The organism is Streptomyces sp. NPDC001108 (assembly GCF_053598535.1).
The window spans coordinates 1-21,031 of sequence record NZ_JBSFKL010000014.1 but is presented as its reverse complement, the minus strand read 5'-3'; the positions used below and the strand labels follow the sequence as shown (position 1 = coordinate 21,031).

At 72.3% G+C, this 21,031-nt stretch carries 23 protein-coding genes; 10 read left to right on the top strand and 13 right to left on the bottom strand.

Annotated elements, in window-relative coordinates:
• Positions 1–109: 109 nt before the first annotated feature.
• The 4 genes from ACWC97_RS26575 to ACWC97_RS26560 form a co-directional block, all read right to left on the bottom strand.
• A complete protein-coding gene (locus ACWC97_RS26575) occupies positions 110–778 on the bottom strand; it encodes a GOLPH3/VPS74 family protein (RefSeq protein WP_352276024.1) in 669 nt (222 codons plus the stop codon).
• Positions 775–2,004: a fumarylacetoacetase gene (fahA, locus tag ACWC97_RS26570; protein ID WP_450651977.1), complete on the bottom strand. Its 1,230-nt coding sequence runs from the start codon at positions 2,002–2,004 to the stop codon at positions 775–777. The genes ACWC97_RS26575 and fahA overlap by 4 nt, the downstream gene beginning before the upstream one ends.
• Positions 2,005–2,128: 124 nt before the next feature.
• Positions 2,129–4,123, bottom strand: a complete 1,995-nt coding sequence (locus ACWC97_RS26565; protein WP_352276027.1) for a CocE/NonD family hydrolase — start codon at positions 4,121–4,123, stop codon at positions 2,129–2,131.
• A 9-nt stretch (positions 4,124–4,132) separates the two neighbouring features.
• On the bottom strand, positions 4,133–5,632 hold the full coding sequence (locus ACWC97_RS26560) for a peptide MFS transporter (protein WP_352276029.1): 1,500 nt from the start codon (positions 5,630–5,632) through the stop codon (positions 4,133–4,135).
• Positions 5,633–5,788: 156 nt separating this feature from the next.
• Here ACWC97_RS26560 and ACWC97_RS26555 point away from each other — a divergent pair, with 156 nt between their 5' ends.
• The 6 genes from ACWC97_RS26555 to ACWC97_RS26530 all read left to right on the top strand — a co-directional run bounded on the left by ACWC97_RS26555 (position 5,789) and on the right by ACWC97_RS26530 (position 11,696).
• Positions 5,789–6,799, top strand: coding sequence for a polyprenyl synthetase family protein (locus ACWC97_RS26555; protein ID WP_352276031.1), 1,011 nt, complete (start codon positions 5,789–5,791; stop codon positions 6,797–6,799).
• Positions 6,800–7,137: 338 nt separating this feature from the next.
• Positions 7,138–8,415 carry a LolA family protein gene (locus ACWC97_RS26550; protein ID WP_450651975.1) on the top strand — a complete coding sequence of 426 codons (1,278 nt, stop codon included), beginning with the start codon at positions 7,138–7,140 and terminating at the stop codon, positions 8,413–8,415.
• A 108-nt stretch (positions 8,416–8,523) separates the two neighbouring features.
• Complete coding sequence (locus tag ACWC97_RS26545; RefSeq protein WP_352276034.1) at positions 8,524–9,489, top strand: ABC transporter ATP-binding protein; 966 nt, start codon at positions 8,524–8,526, stop codon at positions 9,487–9,489.
• Positions 9,476–10,387, top strand: coding sequence for an ABC transporter permease (locus tag ACWC97_RS26540; protein WP_352276036.1), 912 nt, complete (start codon positions 9,476–9,478; stop codon positions 10,385–10,387). The genes ACWC97_RS26545 and ACWC97_RS26540 overlap by 14 nt, the downstream gene beginning before the upstream one ends.
• A 207-nt stretch (positions 10,388–10,594) precedes the next feature.
• Positions 10,595–11,188, top strand: coding sequence for a TetR/AcrR family transcriptional regulator (locus tag ACWC97_RS26535; protein ID WP_352276037.1), 594 nt, complete (start codon positions 10,595–10,597; stop codon positions 11,186–11,188).
• A gap of 61 nt (positions 11,189–11,249) precedes the next feature.
• Entirely contained in the window at positions 11,250–11,696 is a 447-nt protein-coding gene (locus ACWC97_RS26530) for a hypothetical protein (RefSeq protein ID WP_352276038.1), read from the top strand.
• A 91-nt stretch (positions 11,697–11,787) separates the two neighbouring features.
• On the opposite strand, the gene ACWC97_RS26525 is transcribed toward ACWC97_RS26530, so the two are convergent.
• Positions 11,788–12,594 carry an HAD family hydrolase gene (locus ACWC97_RS26525; RefSeq protein ID WP_450651972.1) on the bottom strand — a complete coding sequence of 269 codons (807 nt, stop codon included), beginning with the start codon at positions 12,592–12,594 and terminating at the stop codon, positions 11,788–11,790.
• A gap of 167 nt (positions 12,595–12,761) precedes the next feature.
• Between ACWC97_RS26525 and ACWC97_RS26520 the strand changes: the two genes are divergently transcribed.
• A complete protein-coding gene (locus ACWC97_RS26520; RefSeq protein WP_352276040.1) occupies positions 12,762–13,406 on the top strand; it encodes a dihydrofolate reductase family protein in 645 nt (214 codons plus the stop codon).
• Between the two features lie 91 nt (positions 13,407–13,497).
• The gene (locus ACWC97_RS26515) at positions 13,498–14,025 is read left to right on the top strand and encodes an RICIN domain-containing protein (protein ID WP_450651970.1); all 528 of its coding nucleotides are present in this window, start codon (positions 13,498–13,500) and stop codon (positions 14,023–14,025) included.
• A 54-nt stretch (positions 14,026–14,079) separates the two neighbouring features.
• On the opposite strand, the gene ACWC97_RS26510 is transcribed toward ACWC97_RS26515, so the two are convergent.
• The 4 genes from ACWC97_RS26510 to ACWC97_RS26495 all read right to left on the bottom strand — a co-directional run bounded on the left by ACWC97_RS26510 (position 14,080) and on the right by ACWC97_RS26495 (position 16,676).
• Entirely contained in the window at positions 14,080–14,544 is a 465-nt protein-coding gene (locus tag ACWC97_RS26510; RefSeq protein WP_352276044.1) for a pyridoxamine 5'-phosphate oxidase family protein, read from the bottom strand.
• A gap of 146 nt (positions 14,545–14,690) precedes the next feature.
• Positions 14,691–15,161 carry an arsenate reductase ArsC gene (locus ACWC97_RS26505; protein ID WP_352276045.1) on the bottom strand — a complete coding sequence of 157 codons (471 nt, stop codon included), beginning with the start codon at positions 15,159–15,161 and terminating at the stop codon, positions 14,691–14,693.
• Positions 15,154–16,200, bottom strand: a complete 1,047-nt coding sequence (gene arsB / locus ACWC97_RS26500; protein ID WP_352276165.1) for an ACR3 family arsenite efflux transporter — start codon at positions 16,198–16,200, stop codon at positions 15,154–15,156. The genes ACWC97_RS26505 and arsB overlap by 8 nt, the downstream gene beginning before the upstream one ends.
• 86 nt (positions 16,201–16,286) lie before the next feature.
• Entirely contained in the window at positions 16,287–16,676 is a 390-nt protein-coding gene (locus ACWC97_RS26495) for an ArsR/SmtB family transcription factor (RefSeq protein WP_450651967.1), read from the bottom strand.
• 96 nt (positions 16,677–16,772) lie between these two features.
• Between ACWC97_RS26495 and arsM the strand changes: the two genes are divergently transcribed.
• Both arsM and ACWC97_RS26485 read left to right on the top strand, forming a co-directional pair.
• Entirely contained in the window at positions 16,773–17,606 is an 834-nt protein-coding gene (arsM, locus tag ACWC97_RS26490) for an arsenite methyltransferase (RefSeq protein WP_450651965.1), read from the top strand.
• A 205-nt stretch (positions 17,607–17,811) separates the two neighbouring features.
• Entirely contained in the window at positions 17,812–18,324 is a 513-nt protein-coding gene (locus tag ACWC97_RS26485) for a DinB family protein (protein ID WP_385208040.1), read from the top strand.
• 92 nt (positions 18,325–18,416) lie between these two features.
• Here ACWC97_RS26485 and ACWC97_RS26480 read toward each other — a convergent pair whose 3' ends face one another.
• The 4 genes from ACWC97_RS26480 to ACWC97_RS26465 form a co-directional block, all read right to left on the bottom strand.
• On the bottom strand, positions 18,417–19,211 hold the full coding sequence (locus ACWC97_RS26480; RefSeq protein ID WP_450651963.1) for an NAD-dependent epimerase/dehydratase family protein: 795 nt from the start codon (positions 19,209–19,211) through the stop codon (positions 18,417–18,419).
• A 114-nt stretch (positions 19,212–19,325) separates the two neighbouring features.
• On the bottom strand, positions 19,326–19,541 hold the full coding sequence (locus tag ACWC97_RS26475; protein WP_450651961.1) for a DUF397 domain-containing protein: 216 nt from the start codon (positions 19,539–19,541) through the stop codon (positions 19,326–19,328).
• Positions 19,542–19,705: 164 nt separating this feature from the next.
• The gene (locus tag ACWC97_RS26470) at positions 19,706–19,918 is read right to left on the bottom strand and encodes a DUF397 domain-containing protein (RefSeq protein ID WP_450651959.1); all 213 of its coding nucleotides are present in this window, start codon (positions 19,916–19,918) and stop codon (positions 19,706–19,708) included.
• Positions 19,915–20,757 carry a helix-turn-helix domain-containing protein gene (locus ACWC97_RS26465; RefSeq protein WP_450651957.1) on the bottom strand — a complete coding sequence of 281 codons (843 nt, stop codon included), beginning with the start codon at positions 20,755–20,757 and terminating at the stop codon, positions 19,915–19,917. The genes ACWC97_RS26470 and ACWC97_RS26465 overlap by 4 nt, the downstream gene beginning before the upstream one ends.
• Positions 20,758–21,031: the final 274 nt, after the last annotated feature.

Genomic DNA, 21,031 nt, shown 5'->3' with positions numbered 1-21,031 from the left:
GTCTCGCGGGGGCTTTTCAGCGTATCCGCCGGGAACGGGACATGGCTCCCCCGAACGCGTGAACGCCTGGTGCGTGGCTGACCAGGAGTTTCCAGGGGAGCCGGGTCCGTCAGTCGTCGCCGGAGGAGGTCTTCGAGGTGAAGGACGGGGCGCGGTGGGACGACCGGTCCCGGCGGACGTTGTGGTGGACGGCGCGGGCGGCCCAGTCGTCGTCGATCAGGCCGTGCATCGTCCAGCTGGACCGCAGCCCGCCCCGCCCCACCTCCGACGCCAGGCCGACCGCCGCGACCAGGGCGGCCAGCGCCCGGCCGCGCGGTTCCGGGAAGCCCGCGGCCTGTGCGGCGGCGAAGCGGTCGCGGACCGCGAGCGGCAGGCCCGGGTCCTCGGCCAGATGGCGGTGGAACGGCAGCAGGCCCAGCAGGCGGCCGGTCTCCCGGCGCAGCACCGCGCGGCGCACCAGGTGCTCCAGGCAGAGTTCCCCGGTGTACTGCCCGGCCTGCCGCACCCAGCCCCGCGCGCCGAGTCCGCGCGCCCGCGGGGTCGCCAGGCTCTCCAGCACCTGCCCGAGGAAGGGGTCCGGGGGAGCGGGCAGGCCGGTCACCCCGACCCGGCCGCGCTCCTCGGTGATCCGCCCCTGGAGCTCCAGCTCCCGCAGGGCCGCGCCGGCCGTCCCGTACTCCAGGGACCGGGCGCGGCACAGCGGCCGGCCGCGCAGCGGGTGGTGTGCGAGCAGCAGCAGTTCCTCGGGGAGCGTGAGCTCCGGGGCGGGCTGGGTCATGACGCGGGGACGATCCGGCCGGTGACCTCGCCGATGCCGATCCGGGTGGAGTCCGGCCCCGGCGCCCAGGCGGTCAGCGTCACCGTGTCGCCGTCCTCCAGGAAGGTGCGCTTGCCGTCCGCGAGTTCCAGCGGCTCGGTGCCGTTCCAGGTCAGCTCCAGCAGGGAGCCGCGCTGTCCGGGCTCGGCGCCGCTGACGGTGCCGGAGCCGTACAGGTCGCCGGTGCGCAGCGAGGCGCCGTTCACCGTCATCTGGGCCAGCATCTGGGCGGCGGTCCAGTACATGGTGGAGAACGGCGGCTCCGCGACCGTCTCGCCGTTGATCGCGACGGAGATCCGCAGGTCGAGGCCGCCGGGCTCGTCCGCGTCGGCGTCGTCCAGGTAGGGCAGGAGCGGGAAGGCGCGGGCCGGGGGTGCGATCCGGGCCGCCTCCAGGGCCTCCAGCGGGGTCACCCAGGCCGACACGGAGGTGGCGAAGGACTTGCCGAGGAACGGGCCGAGCGGGACGTACTCCCACGCCTGGATGTCCCGCGCCGACCAGTCGTTGAGCAGGCAGAGCCCGAAGACGTGGTCCCGGAAGGAGCCCAGCGGGACCGGGGTGCCCTGCGCGGAGCCGACGCCGACGACGAAGCCGACCTCGGCCTCGATGTCCAGCTTGACGGAGGGGCCGAAGACCGGGGCCGGGTCGGCCGGGGCCTTGCGCTGGCCGGACGGGCGGACCACGTCCGTGCCGGAGACGACGACGGTGCCGGAGCGGCCGTGGTAACCGATCGGCAGGTGCTTCCAGTTGGGCGTCAGCGCCTCGGCGTTCGGGCGGAAGATCTTCCCGACGTTGGTGGCGTGGTTCTCGCTCGCGTAGAAGTCGACGTAGTCGCCCACCTGGTACGGCAGGTGGAGCGTCACGGCGTCCAGCGGGTGGAGCAGCGGCTCGATGTCCGCGCGGTGCGCCGGGACGGTGACCCAGGCGGTGAGGGCCCGCCGGACGTCCCGCCAGGCGGTGCGGCCCGCCGCCAGCAGGGCGGTCAGGTCGGGCTGGGCGAGGAGGCGCGCGTAGGGCGAGCCCAGCGCGTGCGCCGCGGCCCCGGCGTCCAGGACGTGGTCGCCGATGCGGACGCCGACCCGGCGGTCCTCGGGGTGGTCGGGGGTGGAGAACACACCGTAGGGAAGGTTGTGCGGGCCGAAGGGGTCGCCCTCGGCCAGATCGAGCGGGCTGCTCTGCTCGGGCATGTGTTGCTGCCTCGCTTTCCAGGTCGCTTGGGGGACACGTTACGTCGGCGCCGCCCCGTCGCGGGAGTGTCCCAACTGGGGCCGATGCCCGGAAAGTTCCATGGTGTCCGGGCACCGGCCCGGCTCACCCCGCCGTGCGCGGGATGCGCCGCTCCCAGGTGCGGTGGAAGACGACCTCGCCGCCCTCCGTGCAGACGACCTCGTCGGAGGTGACGAAGTCGTCCGCGTCCGCGGTGATCTCCGAGCGGGTCGTGATCCGCACGTCCCAGGCCAGTTCGGGCCGGTGCAGCCGGACCGTCCAGTCGGAGCGGGTGCGGGCGGAGAGCGGGTCGTCCTCCTGGATCGTGTACGTCTCCAGGGCGTCCTCGGTGAACTCCAGGCCGTCCGGGTAGACCCGGGTGCCGCCGTAGCGGGGGTCGACCTCCAGCCGCCACTCGCCCTTGGCGACGTCCCGGACCACCAGCCGCTCCGGGCGCTGCTCGTCGAGGGTCGCCGGGTACACCACGCCGAGCGGCTCCGACTGCTCCGGTTCCTCGAACCGGATCTCCGGCTCCGCGGCGGCGCGGCGCACCGGCAGCTCGACCCGGCTGCCGTCGGCGTCGAGGGTGAAGCCCACCGAGCCGGCCTGCGGCCAGATCCACGGCCAGTACGCGGAGGAGACCGCGAGCCGGATGCGGTGGCCGGGCGGGAAGGTGTGCCCGATCCCGTTCAGCTCGAAGGTGACGTCCTCGGTGGCGCCGGGCGGCCACTCCACCACCCGGTCGCGGCCGTGCCGGGCGGAGAGGTTCAGCGCGCCGCGGGTGACCAGGGTGGAGGAGCCGTCCGGGGCCACGTCGCAGAGCCGGGCGATCGCCTGGCCGCGCGGTACGTCCATCCGGATGCGCAGCGTCACCCGGGGGCGGCCGAGGATCTCGATCGGGGCGCCCTCGACCGGGAACTCGAAGCAGACCGACTTGGCGTCCTCGTCGCGCTGGTCGGGCGGCAGGTCGGCGTCGTTGCCGAACGGGAAGAAGCGCCCGGCGTCCAGCCCGGTGCGCTGCGGCGAATCGACGGTCTGCGGGCCGCCGCCCAGCGCGTACGCGACGGGGGAGACGTTCGGGGACGGCCAGGCGTCGTCCCCGACCCAGCGCCCCGGCAGCGTCTCGTAGACCGTGGCGGGGCGGTGCGAGGCGCTGATCCAGGACCGCAGCAGCGGCTCGGCCATCACGCCGGTGTCCTCGTCCTTCAGATGCTGGTCCCACCAGCGCAGCGTCTCCTGGAGGAAGCCGATCGACGGCCCCGGCGGCAGCCCCCGGTCCGGGTACTGGTGCGACCAGGGCCCGATCAGCCCGCGCACCCGGTCCGCCGGGAGGTGCTCGACGAGCCGGAGCACGGTGTCGCGGTACGGGTCGTGCCAGCCGCCCACCGCGAGGACCTTCGCCCGGATCGCGGAGTAGTCCTCGCAGACGCTGCCGTGCTTCCAGTACGCGTCGCGGGTCTGGTGGGCCAGCCAGGTGTGGATGAACGGCTCGACCTTCTCCAGCCGCTCCAGCCACATGTCCTTCCAGCCCGCGCCGACGTGCGCCGGGTCCGGTGGGCGGGAGACGAAGGCCAGCATGGTGGCCGCCCAGGCGTGCATGTCGACGCCGAGGACCGAGCCGCCCATGTAGTGGACGTCGTTGTCGTAGCGGTCGTCGGTGGAGCAGACGGTGACGACCGCCTTCAGCGGCTCGGGGGCCAGCGCGGCGATCTGGAGCGAGTTGAAGCCGCCCCAGGAGATGCCGAACATGCCGACCCGGCCCGAGCACCACTCCTGCTCGGCCAGCCAGTGGACGACGGCGACGCCGTCCGCCAGTTCCGTCGCGTCGTACTCGTCGCCCGGCATCCCCTCGCTGTTGCCGTGGCCGCGCACGTCGACGCGGACGGAGGCGTAGCCGTGGCCGGCGTACCAGGGGTGGCGCTGCCAGTCGCGCGGAGCCGTCCAGTCGGTCAGCCGGTACGGCAGGTACTCCAGGAGCGCGGGCACCGGCTCCTCGGTGACCGGGCGCCAGACCCGGGCGTACAGCAGGGTGCCGTCCGGCAGCGGGATGCGGACGTCCTCGCGGACGGTCTCGTACGGGAACGTGGTGCGGATGTGCATGGTGGTACCTCAGTGGACGGGGTGCATGGTGCGCCTGAGCCAGGGGGCGGCGGCGACGACGGCCAGGCCGCCCACCACCGCGATCGCGCCGTTGATGCCGAAGTAGAGGGGGTTGGAGACCTCGCCGTAGACCTTCACGACCTGGGCCTGGATGCCGTTGGCGAGCGCCAGCGAGAGGAACCAGAGCGCCATCGTCTGGCTGGTGAACGCCTTGGGGGCGAGCTTGGTGGTCGCGGACATGCCGGAGGTCTCCAGCAGGATGTCGCCGAGGCCGAGCAGCAGGTAGGAGCCGACGATCCACCAGGCGGCCATCTTGTACGTGTCGCCGGTGTGGCCCGAGGTGGGCAGGACCATCAGCAGGAACGACAGCCCGCCGAGGATCACCCCGATCGCGATCTTGTTGGAGGCGTGCGGCTGGCGCGGCCCCATCCGTGCCCAGACGGCGGCGACCACCGGGGCGAGCGCCACCTCGAAGGCGCCGAGCGCGGAGGCGTACCAGCTAGCCGGGAAGTGGAAACCGAGGATCTCGGTGCGGGCGTTGGTCGACGCGAGCAGCATCATCGTCGAGTACGCCTGGAACAGGATGAAGTTGAACACCACCGAGGCCAGGAAGAGCACCACGTACGGGCGCAGCCTGCCGCGTTCCTCGGCCGTGACCCGGGGGCTGCGGAACATCACCGCGAAGTACACCACCGGCGCGATCACCGAGATCAGGGTGAGCAGGTCGACGAGGCGGCCCATGGTGAGCCACCCCGCCAGGGACAGGGCGGTGGCGAGGACGGCGACGACCACGGCCCCGGCCACGATGAGCCGTACGGCCCGCCGCATCGCCTCCGGGGCGAGGGCGAATTCGGCCGAGTGCTTTCGCCCGGCCAGGTGACGGCGGCCCAGTACGTACTGGATCAGGCCGAGGGTCATGCCGAAGGCGGCGGCCGAGAAGCCCCAGTGCCAGCTCGCGTGGTCGCCGAGCCAGCCGGTGACCAGCGGGCCGAGGAACGCGCCGATGTTGATGCCCATGTAGTAGAGCGCGAATCCGGCGTCCCGGCGCTCGTCGTCGGTGCGGTAGAGCTTGCCGACCATGGTGGCCACATTGGGCTTGAGCAGGCCCGTTCCCGCGCTGATCAGCCCGAGGCCGGTCCAGGTCATCGCGTCGGTGGGCACCGCCATGGCGTAGTGCCCGCAGGCGATGAGGACGCCGCCGTAGAGCACCGCGCGGTACGAGCCGAGCATCCGGTCGGCGAGCCAGCCGCCCGCGACGGACACCAGGTAGACGAGTGTGCCGTAGGCGGCCGAGACCGAGGCGGCGGTGCCGGGCGACATGCCCATGCCGCCGCGGGACACCGTGTCGGCGAAGTAGAGGACCAGAATCGCCTGCATGCCCAGGAACGAGAACCGCTCCCAGACCTCCAGGCCCGACAGGGTCATCAGACCCCGTGGCTGGCCGAAAAAGGCATGGTCGTCCGTGCGGGGCGGTTTGGTCGGCTGGGTGTCGGAGGCCGTGGGGGACAAAGGGAGAACTCCTGATCGTATGAGCTGATCCCGAACATACCGGCGGTGGCGGGAAGGCGCCCACGGTGATCCAAAGGGGACCGGATACGCTGACTTGAGTGATGGCAGCGACACATCGACATTCCGTGTGATCGACAGCAGACAGGAGAACCCCTCGTGACCGTCGTCGGGCCGTTCGGGCTGAGCGTGCGGGACCAGGCGCTTGAGGCCGGTGTCCAGGCCGGGTTGGCCGCTGTCGAGTCCGGGCTGCTCGATGCCACCAAGAGCAGCGTGCCCTTCATCACGGAGGCCGCGCAGCATCTGGTCCGTGCCGGGGGCAAGCGCTTCCGGCCGCTGCTCGGGATACTGGCCGCCCAGTTCGGTGACCCGGACGCGCCGGGCGTGGTGCCCGCCGCCGTCGTCGTCGAGCTGACGCACCTCGCGACGCTGTACCACGACGACGTGATGGACGAGGCGGAGGTGCGCCGCGGCGTGCCCAGCGCCAACACCCGCTGGAGCAACTCGGTGGCCGTGCTGACCGGCGACTTCCTCTTCTCCCGGGCCTCGCACATACTGGCCGACCTCGGCCCGGAGGCCGTGCGCGTCCAGGCGGAGGCGTTCGAGCGGCTGGTCACCGGCCAGATCCTGGAGACCGCCGGCCCGGCCGAGGGCGCCGACCCGGTGGAGCACTACCTGGAGGTGCTGCGCGGCAAGACCGGCTCGCTGATCGCGGTGGCCTGCCGCTTCGGCGCGATGACGGCCGGCGCGGACGATGCGGCGGTCGACGTGCTGACCCAGTACGGGGAGCGGCTCGGCGTCGCCTTCCAGCTCGCCGACGACGTGCTCGACATCGCCTCCGACTCCCACGAGTCCGGGAAGACCCCGGGCACCGACCTCCGCGAGGGCATCCCGACGCTCCCCGTGCTCCATCTGCGGGCCCGGGCCGCGGCCGAGGGCAGGCCCGAGGACGTGGAGCTCGTCGAGCTGCTCGACGGCGACCTCGGCGACGACGCCCGGCACGCCGAGGCGCTGCGCAGGCTGCGCGCCCACCCGGCGCTGGAGCAGGCCCGGCGGGACACCGTGCGGTACGCGGAGGAGGCGCGCGCCACGCTGGCGCCGCTGCCCGACGGCTACGCGAAGGCCGCGCTGTACGAGCTGTGCGACGCGGTGGTCCACCGCGCGGGCTGAGAGCCTGTCGGGCGGCCTCCGGCCGAGCCGCCACGTCCTGTCCGCCCATCGGCCGAAGGCCACCCGGCACAGGCCCTGAGCCCCTGTCACCCCCTTGCGGGGCCCCTGCGGCCGGTGGGGTGTCAGGGACATCCCCGACGCGGTTCGCGGTACGGCGGGGCGCGGTGTCATCCCGTAGAGGTAGGCGGAGTTGCTTCCGCGGGCTGACGTTCCGGGGCCGCCGATTTGGTCAGATGGAGAACAACCACTCCTGACCGAACCGGGTGAGAATGGCGGCGCGGAGTGGGCACGGAACGGGCAACCGGACGGAAGCCGCCGACCACGGAGGTAGGGCACAGATGGCACCGAACGACAGCGCAGCGACCGGCACCACGGCCGACGGCGGCGTCGGACGCCGCAAGGCGGCGCGCTACATCGTCCCGGTCGCGGTGGCCGGGGTGGCCGCCGCGACGATCGGGCTCGTCCCGGCGCTCGCGAGCTCCGGCGACCCCGAACTGCCGAAGATCGGCGCGCAGGAACTCATCGAGAAGATCGCCGCCTCGGACACGCAGCGGCTCTCCGGCACGATGCGGATCAGCACGGACCTCGGCATCCCCTCGCTCGGCGGCCTGGCCGGCGCCTTCACCGGCGGCGAGGACGGGCCGGGCGGCCGGGGCGGCGCGAGCGCCGACCCGAAGGACCGGATGACGGAGCTGGTGTCGGGCACGCACACGCTCCGGCTGGCCGCCGACGGCCCCGACAAGCAGCGGCTGTCCATCCTGGACGACGCCGCCGAGTACAGCCTGATCCGCAACGGCGACCAGGTCTGGGCGTACGACAGCAAGTCCGACACGGCCTACCACGCCACCGCGGACGAGGCGGGGAAGGACGCCGGGCACCGCGCCGGGAAGCGGTCCGTGCCCGAGGGCGTGCCCACCACCCCGCAGGCCCTGGCCGAGCAGGTGCTGGAGGCCGCCGGACCGACCACCTCGGTGACGGTCGACGGCACCGCGCGGGTCGCCGGGCGCGACGCGTACCGGCTGGTGGTCAAGCCGAAGCAGAGCGGCTCCACGATCGGCTCGGCCACCATCGCGGTCGACGCGGAGAACGGCGTACCGCTCAAGTTCACCCTGCTGCCGAGCTCGGGCGGCAAGGCGATCGTCGACGCCGGGTTCACCAAGGTGGACTTCGCGAAGCCGGACGCCTCCCTGTTCACCTTCACCCCGGCCAAGGGCACCGAGGTGACCGAGGCCCAGGAGGACGAGGGCGGCGGGAAGGCCGGCCGGTCCGACGCGAAGGGGCTGGAGGGCCTGGAGGGCCTGGTCCCGGGCGCCGGGCAGCTCGGCGCGGGGGACCAGGGTGTGAAGGGGGCCCGGGTCATCGGCGAGGGCTGGAGCGCCGTCGCCGAGTTCAAGGTCCCGGGCGCCGCCGGGCTCCCCGACAAGGCGTCGCAGGAGGCCCCGGCCGAGGCCCGGCAGTTCCTGGATGCGCTGGGTGACAAGGTCAGCGGGAAGTTCGGCTCGGGCACCGTCTTCCAGACCCGCGTCGTCAACACGCTGATGACCGACGACGGCCGCGTCTACGTCGGCGCCGTCACCAAGGAGAAGCTGGTCGAGGTCGCGAACGGCGCCTCCTGACGGTACGGGCGCGGGCCCGTACAGCGCACCGCACCACGCACCGCCCGGCCGCCCCGTCGTACGCTCCGTACGGCGGGGCGGTCCCGTCCGACCCCTGGGGGAGTACGTATGACACAGCCCGCGACGGCCGCCGCCCCCGGCCCCGTGATCGAGACCCGGGGCCTCACCAAGCGGTACCGGGGCGGCCAGCTCGCCGTCGACGGCCTCGACCTCACGGTCCCCGGCGGCAGCGTCTTCGGCTTCCTCGGCCCCAACGGCTCGGGCAAGACCACCACCATCCGGATGCTGATGGGCCTGATCACCCCGACCTCCGGCACCGCACGGCTCCTCGGCCACCCGGTGCCCGACGCCGCCCGCACCGTGCTCCCGCAGGTCGGCACGTTGATCGAGGGCCCCGCCCCGTACGGCTTCCTCAGCGGCCGGGACAACCTCCTGCGGTACGACTCCGCCGACCCGACCGCCGATCCGCGCACCCGCCGGGCCCGGGTGGCCGAGGCCCTGGACCGGGTCGGCCTCGCCGCCGCGTCCGGGAAGAAGGCCAAGGCGTACTCGCTCGGCATGAAGCAGCGCCTCGGCCTCGCCGCCGCCCTGCTCCGCCCGCGCCGCCTGCTGGTCCTCGACGAACCGACCAACGGCCTGGACCCGCAGGGCATGCGGGAGATCCGCACCCTGGTCCGGGAGCTGGCGGCGGACGGCACCACGGTCTTCCTCTCCTCGCACCTCCTCGACGAGATCGAGCAGGTCTGCACGCACGCGGCGGTGATGGCCCGGGGCCGCCTCCTCACCCAGGGCCCGGTCGCCGAGCTGGCGGCGGGCGCCCGGGGCCGGCTGGCCGTCACCACCCCCGACCCGGGCGACGCCGCCCGCGTCCTGGGGGAGCTGGGCGTCACCGGGATCACCGTCGACGGCGACCGGGTCGACGCCGAGGCCCCGCCACCCGGCACCGAACTCGCCGACCTCAGCGCCGCCCTGGTCCACGCCGGCGTACGCCTGCGGTCCTTCGGGATCGAACGGGCCTCGCTGGAGGACGCCTTCGTCGCACTCACCGGAGAGGGTTTCGATGTCGCAGGCTGAAACCGCCCCTTCCCCCGCCCCCGCCTCCGTTTCCGGGCGGGTGTCCCGCAACCCGCTGTGGACCTTCGGCATCCTCCGCTCCGAGCTGTCCCTGACCCTCCGCCGCTGGCGCACCCTGGCCCTGCTCGGGCTGCTGGCCGCGGTGCCCGTGCTGATCGGCATCGCGGTACGGATCGAGACCGGGCACGGCTCCTCGCCCGGCCCGGACGGGGGAGGCGACGCGGCGGGACCGGCCTTCCTCTCCCAGGTCACCAACAACGGCCTCTTCCTGGTCTTCGCCGCCCTCGCCGTCACCCTCCCGATCTTCCTGCCGATGGCCGTCGGGGTCGTCGCGGGCGACGCGGTCGCGGGCGAGGCCGCGGCCGGAACGCTGCGCTACCTGCTGGTAGCCCCGGCCGGCCGGACCCGGCTGCTGCTGACGAAGTACGCCTCGGTGCTGGTGTTCTGCCTGCTCGCCACCCTGGTCGTGGCGGTGTCGGCCCTGGCCGTGGGCCTGCTGCTCTTCCCGGCCGGCGACGTCACCACCATCTCGGGCACCCGGATCGGCTTCGGCGAGGGACTGCTGCGGGCCGGACTGATCGCGGTCGTCGTCGCGGCCTCGCTGGTCGGCTTCGCCGCCGTCGGCCTGTTCGTCTCGACGCTCACCGGCAGCGGCGTCGCCGCCATGGCCGCCACCGTCGGCCTGCTGATCACCGTGCAGATCGTCGACGGCATCCCGCAGCTGAGCGCGGTCCACCCCTACCTCTTCCCGCACTACTGGATGTCGTACGCGGACCTGCTGCGCGCCCCCGTCTACTGGGACGAGGTGGTCAAGAACCTCGGGCTCCAGGGGCTGTACGCGGCGGTGTTCGGCTCGGCGGCCTGGGCCCGGTTCACGGCGAAGGACATCACCGCGTGAACGGCGGTGGCGGGCGGGGCACCTGCCCGTCGCACCGTCGGCCGGGCGAGCCGTCCCCCGATCGGCTCGTCGCGGCACGAACGGCACGAACGGTGCGGATCACCGGAACGACACGACACGGCACGTTCCGTTTCCGCCTCGATATTGTTCGACCTGTGACGACAGGCTGTCAACAAGGCCCTGTTCAAACACCCCTATGCTCACCGAATGATCACATCGCCGTTTTCAGAGCGCCGTAGCGAGCGATCACGGAGGGCCACGCTGACGGCGGCCCTCGAACTGTGCACGGAGAAGGGGTACGGCCGGGTCACCGTCGAGGCCATCGCGGCCCGGGCCGGTGTCAGCAAGAAGACGATCTACCGCTGGTGGCCGTCGAAGAGCGCGGTGCTCCTCGAAGCGTTCGCCGAGGGCCTGGTCGACACGATGACGTACCAGGACACCGGGGACGTCGTCGCCGATCTCCGGGCCACGCTGGAGAGCGCGTCCCGGCTGGTCTCCACCCCGCCGCTGGGCCCCGCGTTCGCCGGAATCCTCTCCGAGATGCACCACGACGAGGAACTCACCCGCACGGTCCGCGGCAAGCTGCTCGACCCCCGCTTCGAAGAGGCGGTCGACCGGCTGCGACGGGCCCAGGAGCAGGGCCAGATACCGCCGGACGCCGATCTGCGACTGGCGGTGGAGATGCTGATCGGACCGCTGTACTTCCGCCATGTGCTGCGCAGACCGATGCAGGACGAGAAGGAGATCGCCGACCTGGTCGCGCATGTGCTCCGCTCGATCGGGGCGACACCCACCCCCTGAGCCGGGGCCCATGCACCGCCGGACCGGACGGATTGTCAGACCCGCGTGCCAGCATGCGGGCATGGGGATCTTCTACGACTACTTCAGCGCGCCGGACGACGCGGCGGCGCTGGCCGCCTTCGAGCGCGGCATCGAGGAGTCCGGCCACCCGCTGCTCCCGGTCAAGGGGATCGAACCGTACGTGCAGCTGGGCCAGGCCGAGAGCGGGCTGACCGGCACGCCGTACGAGGACGTCAGGTCGCTCCCGCGCTTCAACCGGCTCCTCAGCTCCCCGGAGGACGACTCCCGCTGGCTGGTCACGCTCACCGACGAGCTGCGCGACGCGCTCACGGCGGCGAGACCCGGCGGCTTCGCGGCGGTGGCCGAGGCGTGGTCGGGGATCGAGGAGTTCGGGGGAGACGCCGAGCCCGAGGAGCTGGCCGGCTTCCTGGACGATCTGGCGGAGCTGGCCGAGGAGGCACGGGCCCACCCCGAGCCGCACCGGCTCTACTGCGTCATGACGCTCTGACGGCCGGCGCGCCCGTGTCGCCCCCGTCGCCCGTGCCTTCGCCGTCCGGGCCCCCGTCGCCCGTTTCCTCGTCGCCCCTCGGGCCCGCCCGTCAGCCGTACAGCCGCTCCAGCACCTGCGCGACCCCGTCCCGGTCGTTCGACCCGGTCACCTCGTCCGCGGCGGCCCGCAGCTCCGGATGGGCGTCGGCCATGGCCACGCCGTGCCCGGCGGTGCGGAACAGCGGCAGGTCGTTGGGCATGTCCCCGAACGCGATCGAGGCCCCGGGGTCCACGCCGAGATACGCGGCGGCCAGCGCCAGCCCGGTGCCCTTGTCGACGCCGTACGGCTGGAGTTCGACCGTGCCGGGGCCGGAGAGGGTGACGGTGGCGAGTTCGCCGACGGCCGCGCGGGCCGCCGCGGCCAGCGCGTCGTCGGTGAGCCTCGGATGACGGACGAGCACCTTCAGTACGGGAGCGGACCACAACTCGGCCCGCTTCTCGATCCGTTGGGCGGGGAGCCTCGGATGGGGCATCCGGAAGCCCGGCTCGATCAGGGTCCGCCCCTCGGTCCCTTCCTGGTCCACGGCGGCGAAGACCGGCCCCACCTGGGCCTCGATCTTGCCCAGTGCCGTCTCGGCCGCCTCCCGGTCCAGGGTGAGCGCGTGCAGCAGCCGCCCGGACCCGGCGTCGTACAGCTGGGCCCCCTGCCCGCACACGGCGGGCCCCCGGTAGCCGAGCCCGTCCAGGAGTCCGCGTATCGCGGGCACCGGCCGTCCCGTCACCACGATATGCCGGGTGCCCGCGCGCGCGGCCAGCGCGAGCGCCGCCCGGGTCCGGAGGCTCACGGTGTCGTCGCTGCGCAGCAGGGTGCCGTCCAGGTCGGTGGCGACGAGGGCGTACGCGGAAGGGCTGACCATGGCGATAAGCGTAGGAGACCGCTCCGGTTATCGGTCCTGGGGCGCGGGCCGCGTCCCAGGACCCGATGAGTTCTCCGGCTCGGAACAGTCCTCACCTGCACGGAAGATCCACAGTCCGAACCGGTGCGGCAGGCCTGCCGCACCGGGCCACACATGGGAAGAGAGACATGGGACAGCTGCTGAAGGTCCAGAACTTCTGCGTGTCGAGCGACGGTTTCGGGGCGGGGGAGGGCCAGAGCCTGGAGACGCCCTTCGGGCACGCCGACCCCGGGGCCCTGGTCTCCTGGGCCGGGGCCACCGCGAGCTGGCCGAACCGGACCGACCCCGGCGGCAGCCGGGGCCTCGACGACTACCTCACCCGGGACTTCCACCACAACATCGGCGCGGAGATCATGGGCCGCCGCAAGTTCGGCCCCCAGGTGGGCCCTTGGCAGAATCACGACTGGCTCGGCTGGTGGGGCGACACGCCCCCGTTCCACACCCCGGTGTTCGTGATGACGCACCACCCGCGCCCGTCGTTCACGCTCTCCGACACCACGTTCCACTTCGTCGACGACACCCCGGCGGCGGTGCTCGAACGGGCGAAGGAGGCGGCGCGGGGCAAGGACGTGCGCCTGGGCGGCGGGGCCACCCTCATCCGGGCGTTCCTCGAAGCCGACCTGGTGGACACGTTGCACGTGGCGGTGGCGCCGGTGGAGCTGGGGGCCGGTTCGCGGCTCTGGGAGTCCCCGGACGAGCTGCGCGACCGCTTCCACCTGGATGTCGTCCCCAGCCCGAGCGGAGTGACGCACCACCTGTTCTGGCGGAAGTGACCCGGCGCACGCGCCGCCCCGCGCCCCGTTCCGCGTCCCCCGGATCGCGTACCGGGGCGTGACCCGGGCCGGAGGCGTTCGTTCCTCCGGCATGAAGACGATTCCGGCCGCCGCGGCGGCGCTCGCCGTGCTGAGCCTCACCGCCACCGTGCCCACCCATGCGGCGACCCCCGCCGCCCCGGCCCCGGCCGCCCCCGTCCCGGGCGTCTACGTGATCCACAACGTGGCCTCCGAGCCGGGGTCCGGCCTGGGCATCGGCCCCGTCCCGATGATCTATCCACCGATCGACGTTCCGCTGCGGTACTTCGGCGGCCGGCTCGTCGAGAAGTGGACGGTGGAGGAGGTCGCCCCCGACCGGTACACGATCAGCGCGGGCCCGGCCCGGTTCGGCCACTACGCCTTCGTCCCTCGGGAGGACGCGGTCTCCCTCTCGGCGACGAAGAAGCCCGGCGAGTGGACCATCGAGTCGGCGGGCAACCGCAGGTTCACCATCGGGCTCCCCGGCGCCGACCGGATCGCCACGCTGGACCGGGACGACGTCCCGCAGGTCAAGCTGGACGGGCGCAGTGGATCGCCCACCCAGCTGTGGGAGTTCGACCGCGTCGACATCGACGACTGATCCGGCGCTCCGACGCGCGAGTGGGGAGCCCCGCCGCCCCGGGGCGGGAGCGCCCTACTCCACCCACGCCCCGCCGCGCATGACGACCCGGCCGCGCAGTTCGGGCACGCCGCGCCAGGCGCGTACGGTCCGGGGCGCGACACGCACGTACAGGTGGGAAGCCTCCTCCGTCCGCGGGTCCCAGCCGAACTTCGCGGTGTACGCGTCCGCCACCTCCCCCGGCACCTCCCGGTCCGAGAAGCACTCCGCCTCGCCCTGGAGGAGCACCACGTCCATGGTGTCCTGGAGCGCCAGCCGTACGCGGGGCTCCGCCCGGACGTTCCGCGCGGTCGCGGAGGCGGCGGTGGTGCACATCCAGACGGCCTGCCCGTCCCACAGGAACCACAGGGGCACCTGATGCGGCCCGTGCTCGGGGTGCGCCGTCGACACCCAGATGTCGCGTTCACCGCCGAGCCGCTCCAGCGTGTCGCGCCTGCGTTCTTCCGTCCGGCGCCGGACGTTCCCGGTGGTCGTCTCCATGAGCGCCGACCCTAGAGCCCGGCCCCCGTGGCGCGCATGGGGCGCGGGCCCTACTCCCCGTGACCGACCCCGGCCTCCACCTCGATGGACCGGGCGGCCTTCGTCCGGGGCCGCACGCTGATCCACCGGGGATTGCGGGACAGCCCTCAGGGCGATTCTTCGGCCTGGGCGGCGCGGACGGCCGGTTCCCCGCCGCCGGCAGGCACGAGTTCGGCGATCAGCTCCTCCACCAGGGCCCTGATCCGGTCCCGGACGGCGCGGACGGTGTCGATGCCCTGGCCCGCCGGGTCGTCGAGCACCCAGTCCAGGTAGCGCTTGCCCGGGAAGACGGGGCAGGTGTCCCCGCAGCCCATCGTGACGACGGCGTCGGCGGCGCGGACGGCGTCGGTGGTCAGGACCTTGGGCACTTCGGCGGAGATGTCGACCCCGGCCTCGGCCATGGCGGCGACGGCGACCGGGTTGACGGCCCCGGCCGGCGCGGAGCCGGCGGAGCGGACCTCGATCCGGTCCCCGGCGAGGTGGCTGAGCCAGGCCGCGGCCATCTGCGAACGGCCCGCGTTGTGGACGCAGACGAACAGCACCGAGGGCTTCCGCCCGGCGCCGGGGGCCTCAGTCACGTACGGTCCCTTCGGGGGTGCCGGCCGGGAAGAACCGGCGGGCGGCGAGAGCGACATGGACCAGCCCGATGAGGACCGGCACTTCGATGAGCGGGCCGACCACTCCGGCGAGCGCCTGGCCCGACGAGGCGCCGAAGGTGGCGATGGCGACCGCGATGGCCAGCTCGAAGTTGTTGCCCGCCGCGGTGAACGCGAGGGTCGTGGCACGCGGGTGGTCCAGGCCGACCAAGCGCCCCAGCGCCATGGAACCCGTCCACATGACCGCGAAGTACACCAGCAGCGGCAGCGCGATCCGGGCCACGTCGAGCGGCCGGGAGGTGATGGCGTCGCCCTGGAGCGCGAAGAGCACCACGATGGTGAACAGCAGCCCGTACAGGGCGAACGGCCCGATCCGAGGGATCAGCTTCGACTCGTACCAGGTGCGGCCCCGGGCCCGTTCGCCCAGGCGGCGGGTGAGGAACCCGGCGAGCAGCGGGATGCCGAGGAAGATCAGTACGGAGCGGGCGATCTCCCACACCGACACGTCCAGCACGGTCTGCTCCAGCCCGAGCCACCCCGGCAGGACGGACAGGTAGAACCAGCCGAGACCGGCGAAGGCGATGACTTGGAAGACGCTGTTGAGCGCGACCAGCACGGCGGCGGCCTCCCGGTCCCCGCACGCCAGGTCGTTCCAGATGATGACCATGGCGATGCAGCGGGCGAGGCCCACGATGATCAGCCCGGTCCGGTACTCGGGCAGGTCCGGCAGGAGGAGCCAGGCCAGCGCGAACATCAGCGCCGGGCCGACGATCCAGTTCAGCAGCAGCGAGGGCAGCAGCAGGCGCCGGTCGCGGGTGACGGTGCCCACCCGGTCGTAGCGGACCTTCGCGAGCACCGGATACATCATCACCAGCAGGCCGAGCGCGATCGGCAGCGAGACGCCCGTGACGGTCACCTTCGCGAGCGCGTCACCCAGCCCCGGCACCAGCCGTCCCAGGCCGAGTCCGGCCCCCATCGCCACCAGGATCCACACGGCGAGGAACCGGTCGACGAACGACAGCCGCCCCGCGACCCGACCCGCCCCGGGCTCCGAAGCCGACGCCGAAGCCGACCCCGATGCGGACGCGGATGCGGTCTCCGTCCCGGTCACGAGGCGTCCGCCACGGTCTCGTCCGGCCGGGCCAGTGCGGCGGCGAGCCGGTCGGTGGTCTCGGGGACGAGCCGGTAGTAGACCCAGGTGCCCCGGCGCTCGGAGGCGATCAGCCCGGCCTGCTTCAGCAGCTTCAGGTGGTGGGAGACGGTCGGCTGCGACAGGTCGAAGGCCGGGGTCAGGTCGCAGACGCAGATCTCGCCGCCGGCCCGCGAGGCGATCATCGACAGCAGCCGCAGCCGGACCGGGTCGCCGAGTGCCTTGAACAGCTTCGCGAGCTCGGTGGCCCGGTCCTCGTCCATGGGGGCGGTCAGCAGCGTCGGACAGCAGCCCTCGGAGCCCGTTTCCTCGTCCTGGCCGAGCACGACCAGTTCTTGATTCGACATCCTTCTATGTTGACGAACTTCGATCCAGAGCGCAAGCTTGCATCGATGAACGTCAATGCAGAGCATGTGTCCCGTGCGACGAACCGAGGAGCGGCCATGACCGACCCCACCGAACTCCGTGAGACCGTCCGCCGCCGTTACGCGGCCTCCGCGCTCCAGGTCACCGAGGGTGCCGGGGGCGCCGAGGGTGCGGAGGGCGTCGGCGCGGGCTGTTGCGGCGCCGAGCCGGTGGAGGTCGACGAGAACTTCGGCTCGGCCCTGTACGCCGACGACGAGCGCGGGGCGCTGCCCACCGAGGCCGTCGCCGCCTCCCTCGGCTGCGGCAACCCCACCGCCGTCGCCGATCTCCGCGAGGGCGAGCGGGTCCTGGACCTCGGGTCCGGCGGCGGTATCGACGTTCTGCTGTCCGCCCGCCGCGTCGGCCCCACCGGCAAGGCGTACGGGCTCGACATGACCGAGGAGATGCTGGCGCTGGCCCTCGCCAACGCGGCGAAGGCGGGTGCGCGGAACGTCGAATTCCTCAAGGGCACGATCGAGGCTGTCCCGCTTCCGGCGGCCACGATCGACGTCGTCATCTCCAACTGCGTGATCAATCTGTCCACCGACAAGCCGGCCGTGTTCGCCGAGATGCTCCGCGTTCTGCGGCCGGGGGGCCGGATCGGGATCTCCGACGTCGTTGCCGACGATGCCCTCACCCCCGCCCAGCGGGCCGAGCGCGGCGACTACGTGGGATGCATCGCCGGGGCCCTCTCGTTCGCCGAGTACCGGTCCGGTCTGGCGGCCGCCGGGTTCACGGACATCGAGATCGTGCCCACCCACGCGGTGGCCGACGGCATGCACGCGGCGATCGTCCGCGCCGTCAAGCCGTCCACGGCGCCGGCCCCGGCCCCGGCGGCGGCCGCGTCGGGGGCCGGGGGCTGCTGCGGCTGAGGCGCGTCCCGGGAATGCCGCGTCGGCGAGCGGCCGTGCTCGCCGGCGCGACGGACGGAGGGGGAAGGCGGCATGCCGGAGACCTGCGTCGGGGGGTGCTCGGAAAAGAATGTGACGATCGACCGGTGAAGGGGTGTCACATCTTTTTCCAGGGGGTACAGGTCCTGCCCGCGGGCGGGGTTCGGACACTGGCGATAATCGACCGATGAGCGCCATCGACCGACCCATGCCGCCCCTGAACGCCGACGAGCGCACGACGCTCGAAGGCTGGCTCGACTTCCACCGCACCACCCTGGCCATGAAGTGCGAGGGACTGGACGACGAGCAGGCCGCCACGGCCTCCGTACCACCGTCCGGCTTCACGCTGACCGGCCTGGTCCAGCACATGGCGGAGGTCGAACGGAACTGGTTCCGCCGCGTCTTCGCCGGTGAGCAGGCCCCGCCCATCCACGACCCGCAGGCCGACCCGGACGGCCCCGACGGAGGCTTCGACGTGGCCGCCGACGCCACCCTGGGCGCCGCCCTCGCCACCTGGCACGCGGAGATCGCCCACGCCCGCGAGCACTGCGCCGGGCGCCCACTGACCGACACCGGCCGCTTCATGGGGCAGGAGGTCAGCCTCCGCTGGATCTACGTCCACATGATCGAGGAGTACGCCCGCCACAACGGCCACGCCGACCTGGTCCGCGAACGCGTCGACGGCGCCACCGGCGTGTAGCCGCCCCCGGGCCGACGTCCCTTCGGTGCGGAGGAGGAGCACAGCGATCGGACGCGGTGGCTGGCCTGCCTGGCCACCGCGTTCAGCCGGCTTCACACATGCCGAAGCGTGTACTCCGCATCGGCATAGGCGCCGCCCTGCAAGCTGCTCGCCGCGTCCCCGCCCGGTGGGAGACCCGGCGCATGCGCTTCCGCGTCGTCCATGGGCACGTATCCCAAGGCCGCTCCGGCTTCGATGTCCCAGAACCGGCGGGCATTGGCGGAAACGGCATAGACGGTCTCGAAGTGGACGTCGCGGGCGTGGAGGGCTGCACGAATGAAACCGAGGCAGTCGCGGGGGCTCAGCCACGTCGCCAGGTGACGATGCTCGGTTGGTACGTCCTCGAAGCTCCCGATGCGCAGACACACCACGGACAGGCCGAACTTGTCCGCATACAGGCGTCCCAGGGCCTCGACCGCGACCTTGCTCACCCCATAGAGACCATCCGGTCGTGGAGGCATCTCGGCAGTCACTGTCTGCGACGCCGAATAGAAGCCGGTGAGACGGTTGCTGCTGGCGAGCAGCACCCGCCCGACCCCTTGCCGCCGTGCCCCCTCCAGCACGTTGTGCGTCCCCAGAACGTTGCCGTCCAGCAGGTCCGGCAAGGGCGCTTCATCCGGGACCCCGCCCAGATGCACCACCGCGTCGGCACCCGCCAAAGCCGCCGTCACCGCCTCGGCGTCACGCAGGTCGAACTGCCGCACATCCTCGACCGCGTCCTGCACGGCGAGACCAACACGATCGACAAGCACCAGGCGCTCGACGTCACCGCGCAAGCCGACCCGCACCGCCGACCCAACTCGCCCGGCCGCACCGGTGATTACCACAGTCCCCAGACTTGTTCCCATACGGCCACTCTGCCGCACTCCACCGTCAGCCCGAGCACGAAAACCCGCATCGGCCTGTCTGCCCCGATCTGCTGGGCTTTGTGGCGACCGCTGAATCCGAGAGCCCGCCAGTACCTAGGCCGGGCTCCCGCCGAAGTCTCCGCTCTTGACGCCTGTGACGAAGGCGGTGAAGGCGGTGGGGGTGGTGCGGAGTACGGGTCCGTGCGGGTTCTTGGAGTCGCGTACGGGGACGATGCCGTGCGGGGCGGCGAGGTTGGTGGCGACCTCGACGCAGGAGCCGCCACCGCCGCTGTAGGAGGACGTGAACCAGAGGGGGGCCTTGACCGACATGGGAACCCTTTCGTGTCTGTCCGGGGTGCGAACGCGAAAGCCGTGCCGCGTTCCAGGTGCCCTTCGGGCCGAGGGGGCAAACAGGCGGGAACGGAGAGCGCGAAGGCCCCACCGTGCAGCGCACGGTGGGGCCTTGCGGATGAGAAGTGCGGGATGCCCGTTGGTCAGGCGGCTCCGAACTCTCCGCTCTTGACGTTTGCGACGAAGGTCGCGAAGGCGGTGGAAGAGGCGTGCAGCACGGGGCCACCCGGGTTCTTGGAGTCGCGTACGGGGACGACGCCGGTGGTGGGCACCTGGGCCGGGGCCCACTCGACGCAGGTCCCGCCGTTGCCGCTGTAAGAGGACTTGATCCAGAGGGGGGAGGGGGAATCAGTCATCGGGGGGTGCCCTTTCGTGCCTCGTCGAACATGGCCACGGAGGCCGCCTGGGAGTGCGCCTCGGCTTGAAGCTGATGGTAGTACCTCACCAACGGCAGCACAGACGTCAATTCCCTGTCCAAGTACCCGTTGGTTTCGGACTCCACGTAGGACATCACCGAGCGGTCGGGCATGGTCAGCAGGTTCACCTGTCGGCCGAACGGGCGGCGCTCGCCCATGGTGAAGGGGGCCACCTGGATCATGGTGTTGGGTCGTTCGGCGAACTCGATCAGATGGGTCATCTGGCGCTCCATGACAGCGGGGCTGCCGATCACGCGGCGGATGCAGCTCTCGTCCAGCACCACGATCAGGATCGGCGGGTTGCGCCGCGTCAGAATGGACTGTCGGTCCATCAGTGCCTCGACCCGCTCGGCGGCCTGGTCCGGAGTGATGGTGCCCCGTCGCACGTTGCCCTCTTCCAGGACCGTTGCGTACTCCGGCGTCTGGAGCAACCCCGGCACCACGCCGATGTCGAACAATCGGATCTCAGCCGCGCGGTTCTCCTGGCTCAGGTACTCGGGGAAGCCCTCCAGCAGGCTGCCGTTCCGCAGCTCTGTCCACGCGCGTTCGAACGATTCGGCGGTACTGGTGAATCCGAAGACAGTATCCATGCTCCGCGAGAACGGGAGCGTTGGCGGTTTGCGGCCAGTTTCCACCGCAGAGATGTGCCTGCCCGAGTACCCTCCCAGGCCAGCGAGTTCATCCTGCGTCCAGCCGCGCGACTCGCGCGAACTGCGTAAGCGGGCCCCATAAGCGGCCCTCGGGCTTGCTTCCGGGTTCAACGGCTTGATGTTGACCAACGTGCCCTCCCTTTCCGGAACGTTGAAGACGGCCCGACTCTAGGCCACTCTGAAGCCTCTTGGTAGTGGGACAACTACGGAGCGGAGTTGACGTGTGCGAGAACGCGGGTGTGCCGAACGGTCAGGGGCCCTCGGAGAGGTGCTCGGAGGGGCCTTCGGGTGAGCCCGAAGTGCCGCCTCCTGGGGCGTTGTTCCGGGATGAGGGGCGTGGGGGTCGGGTGGGGGAGTTTCGTGGGGTGGTGGGGCCGTACTGGTCGTTGCGGCCGGTGGGGGG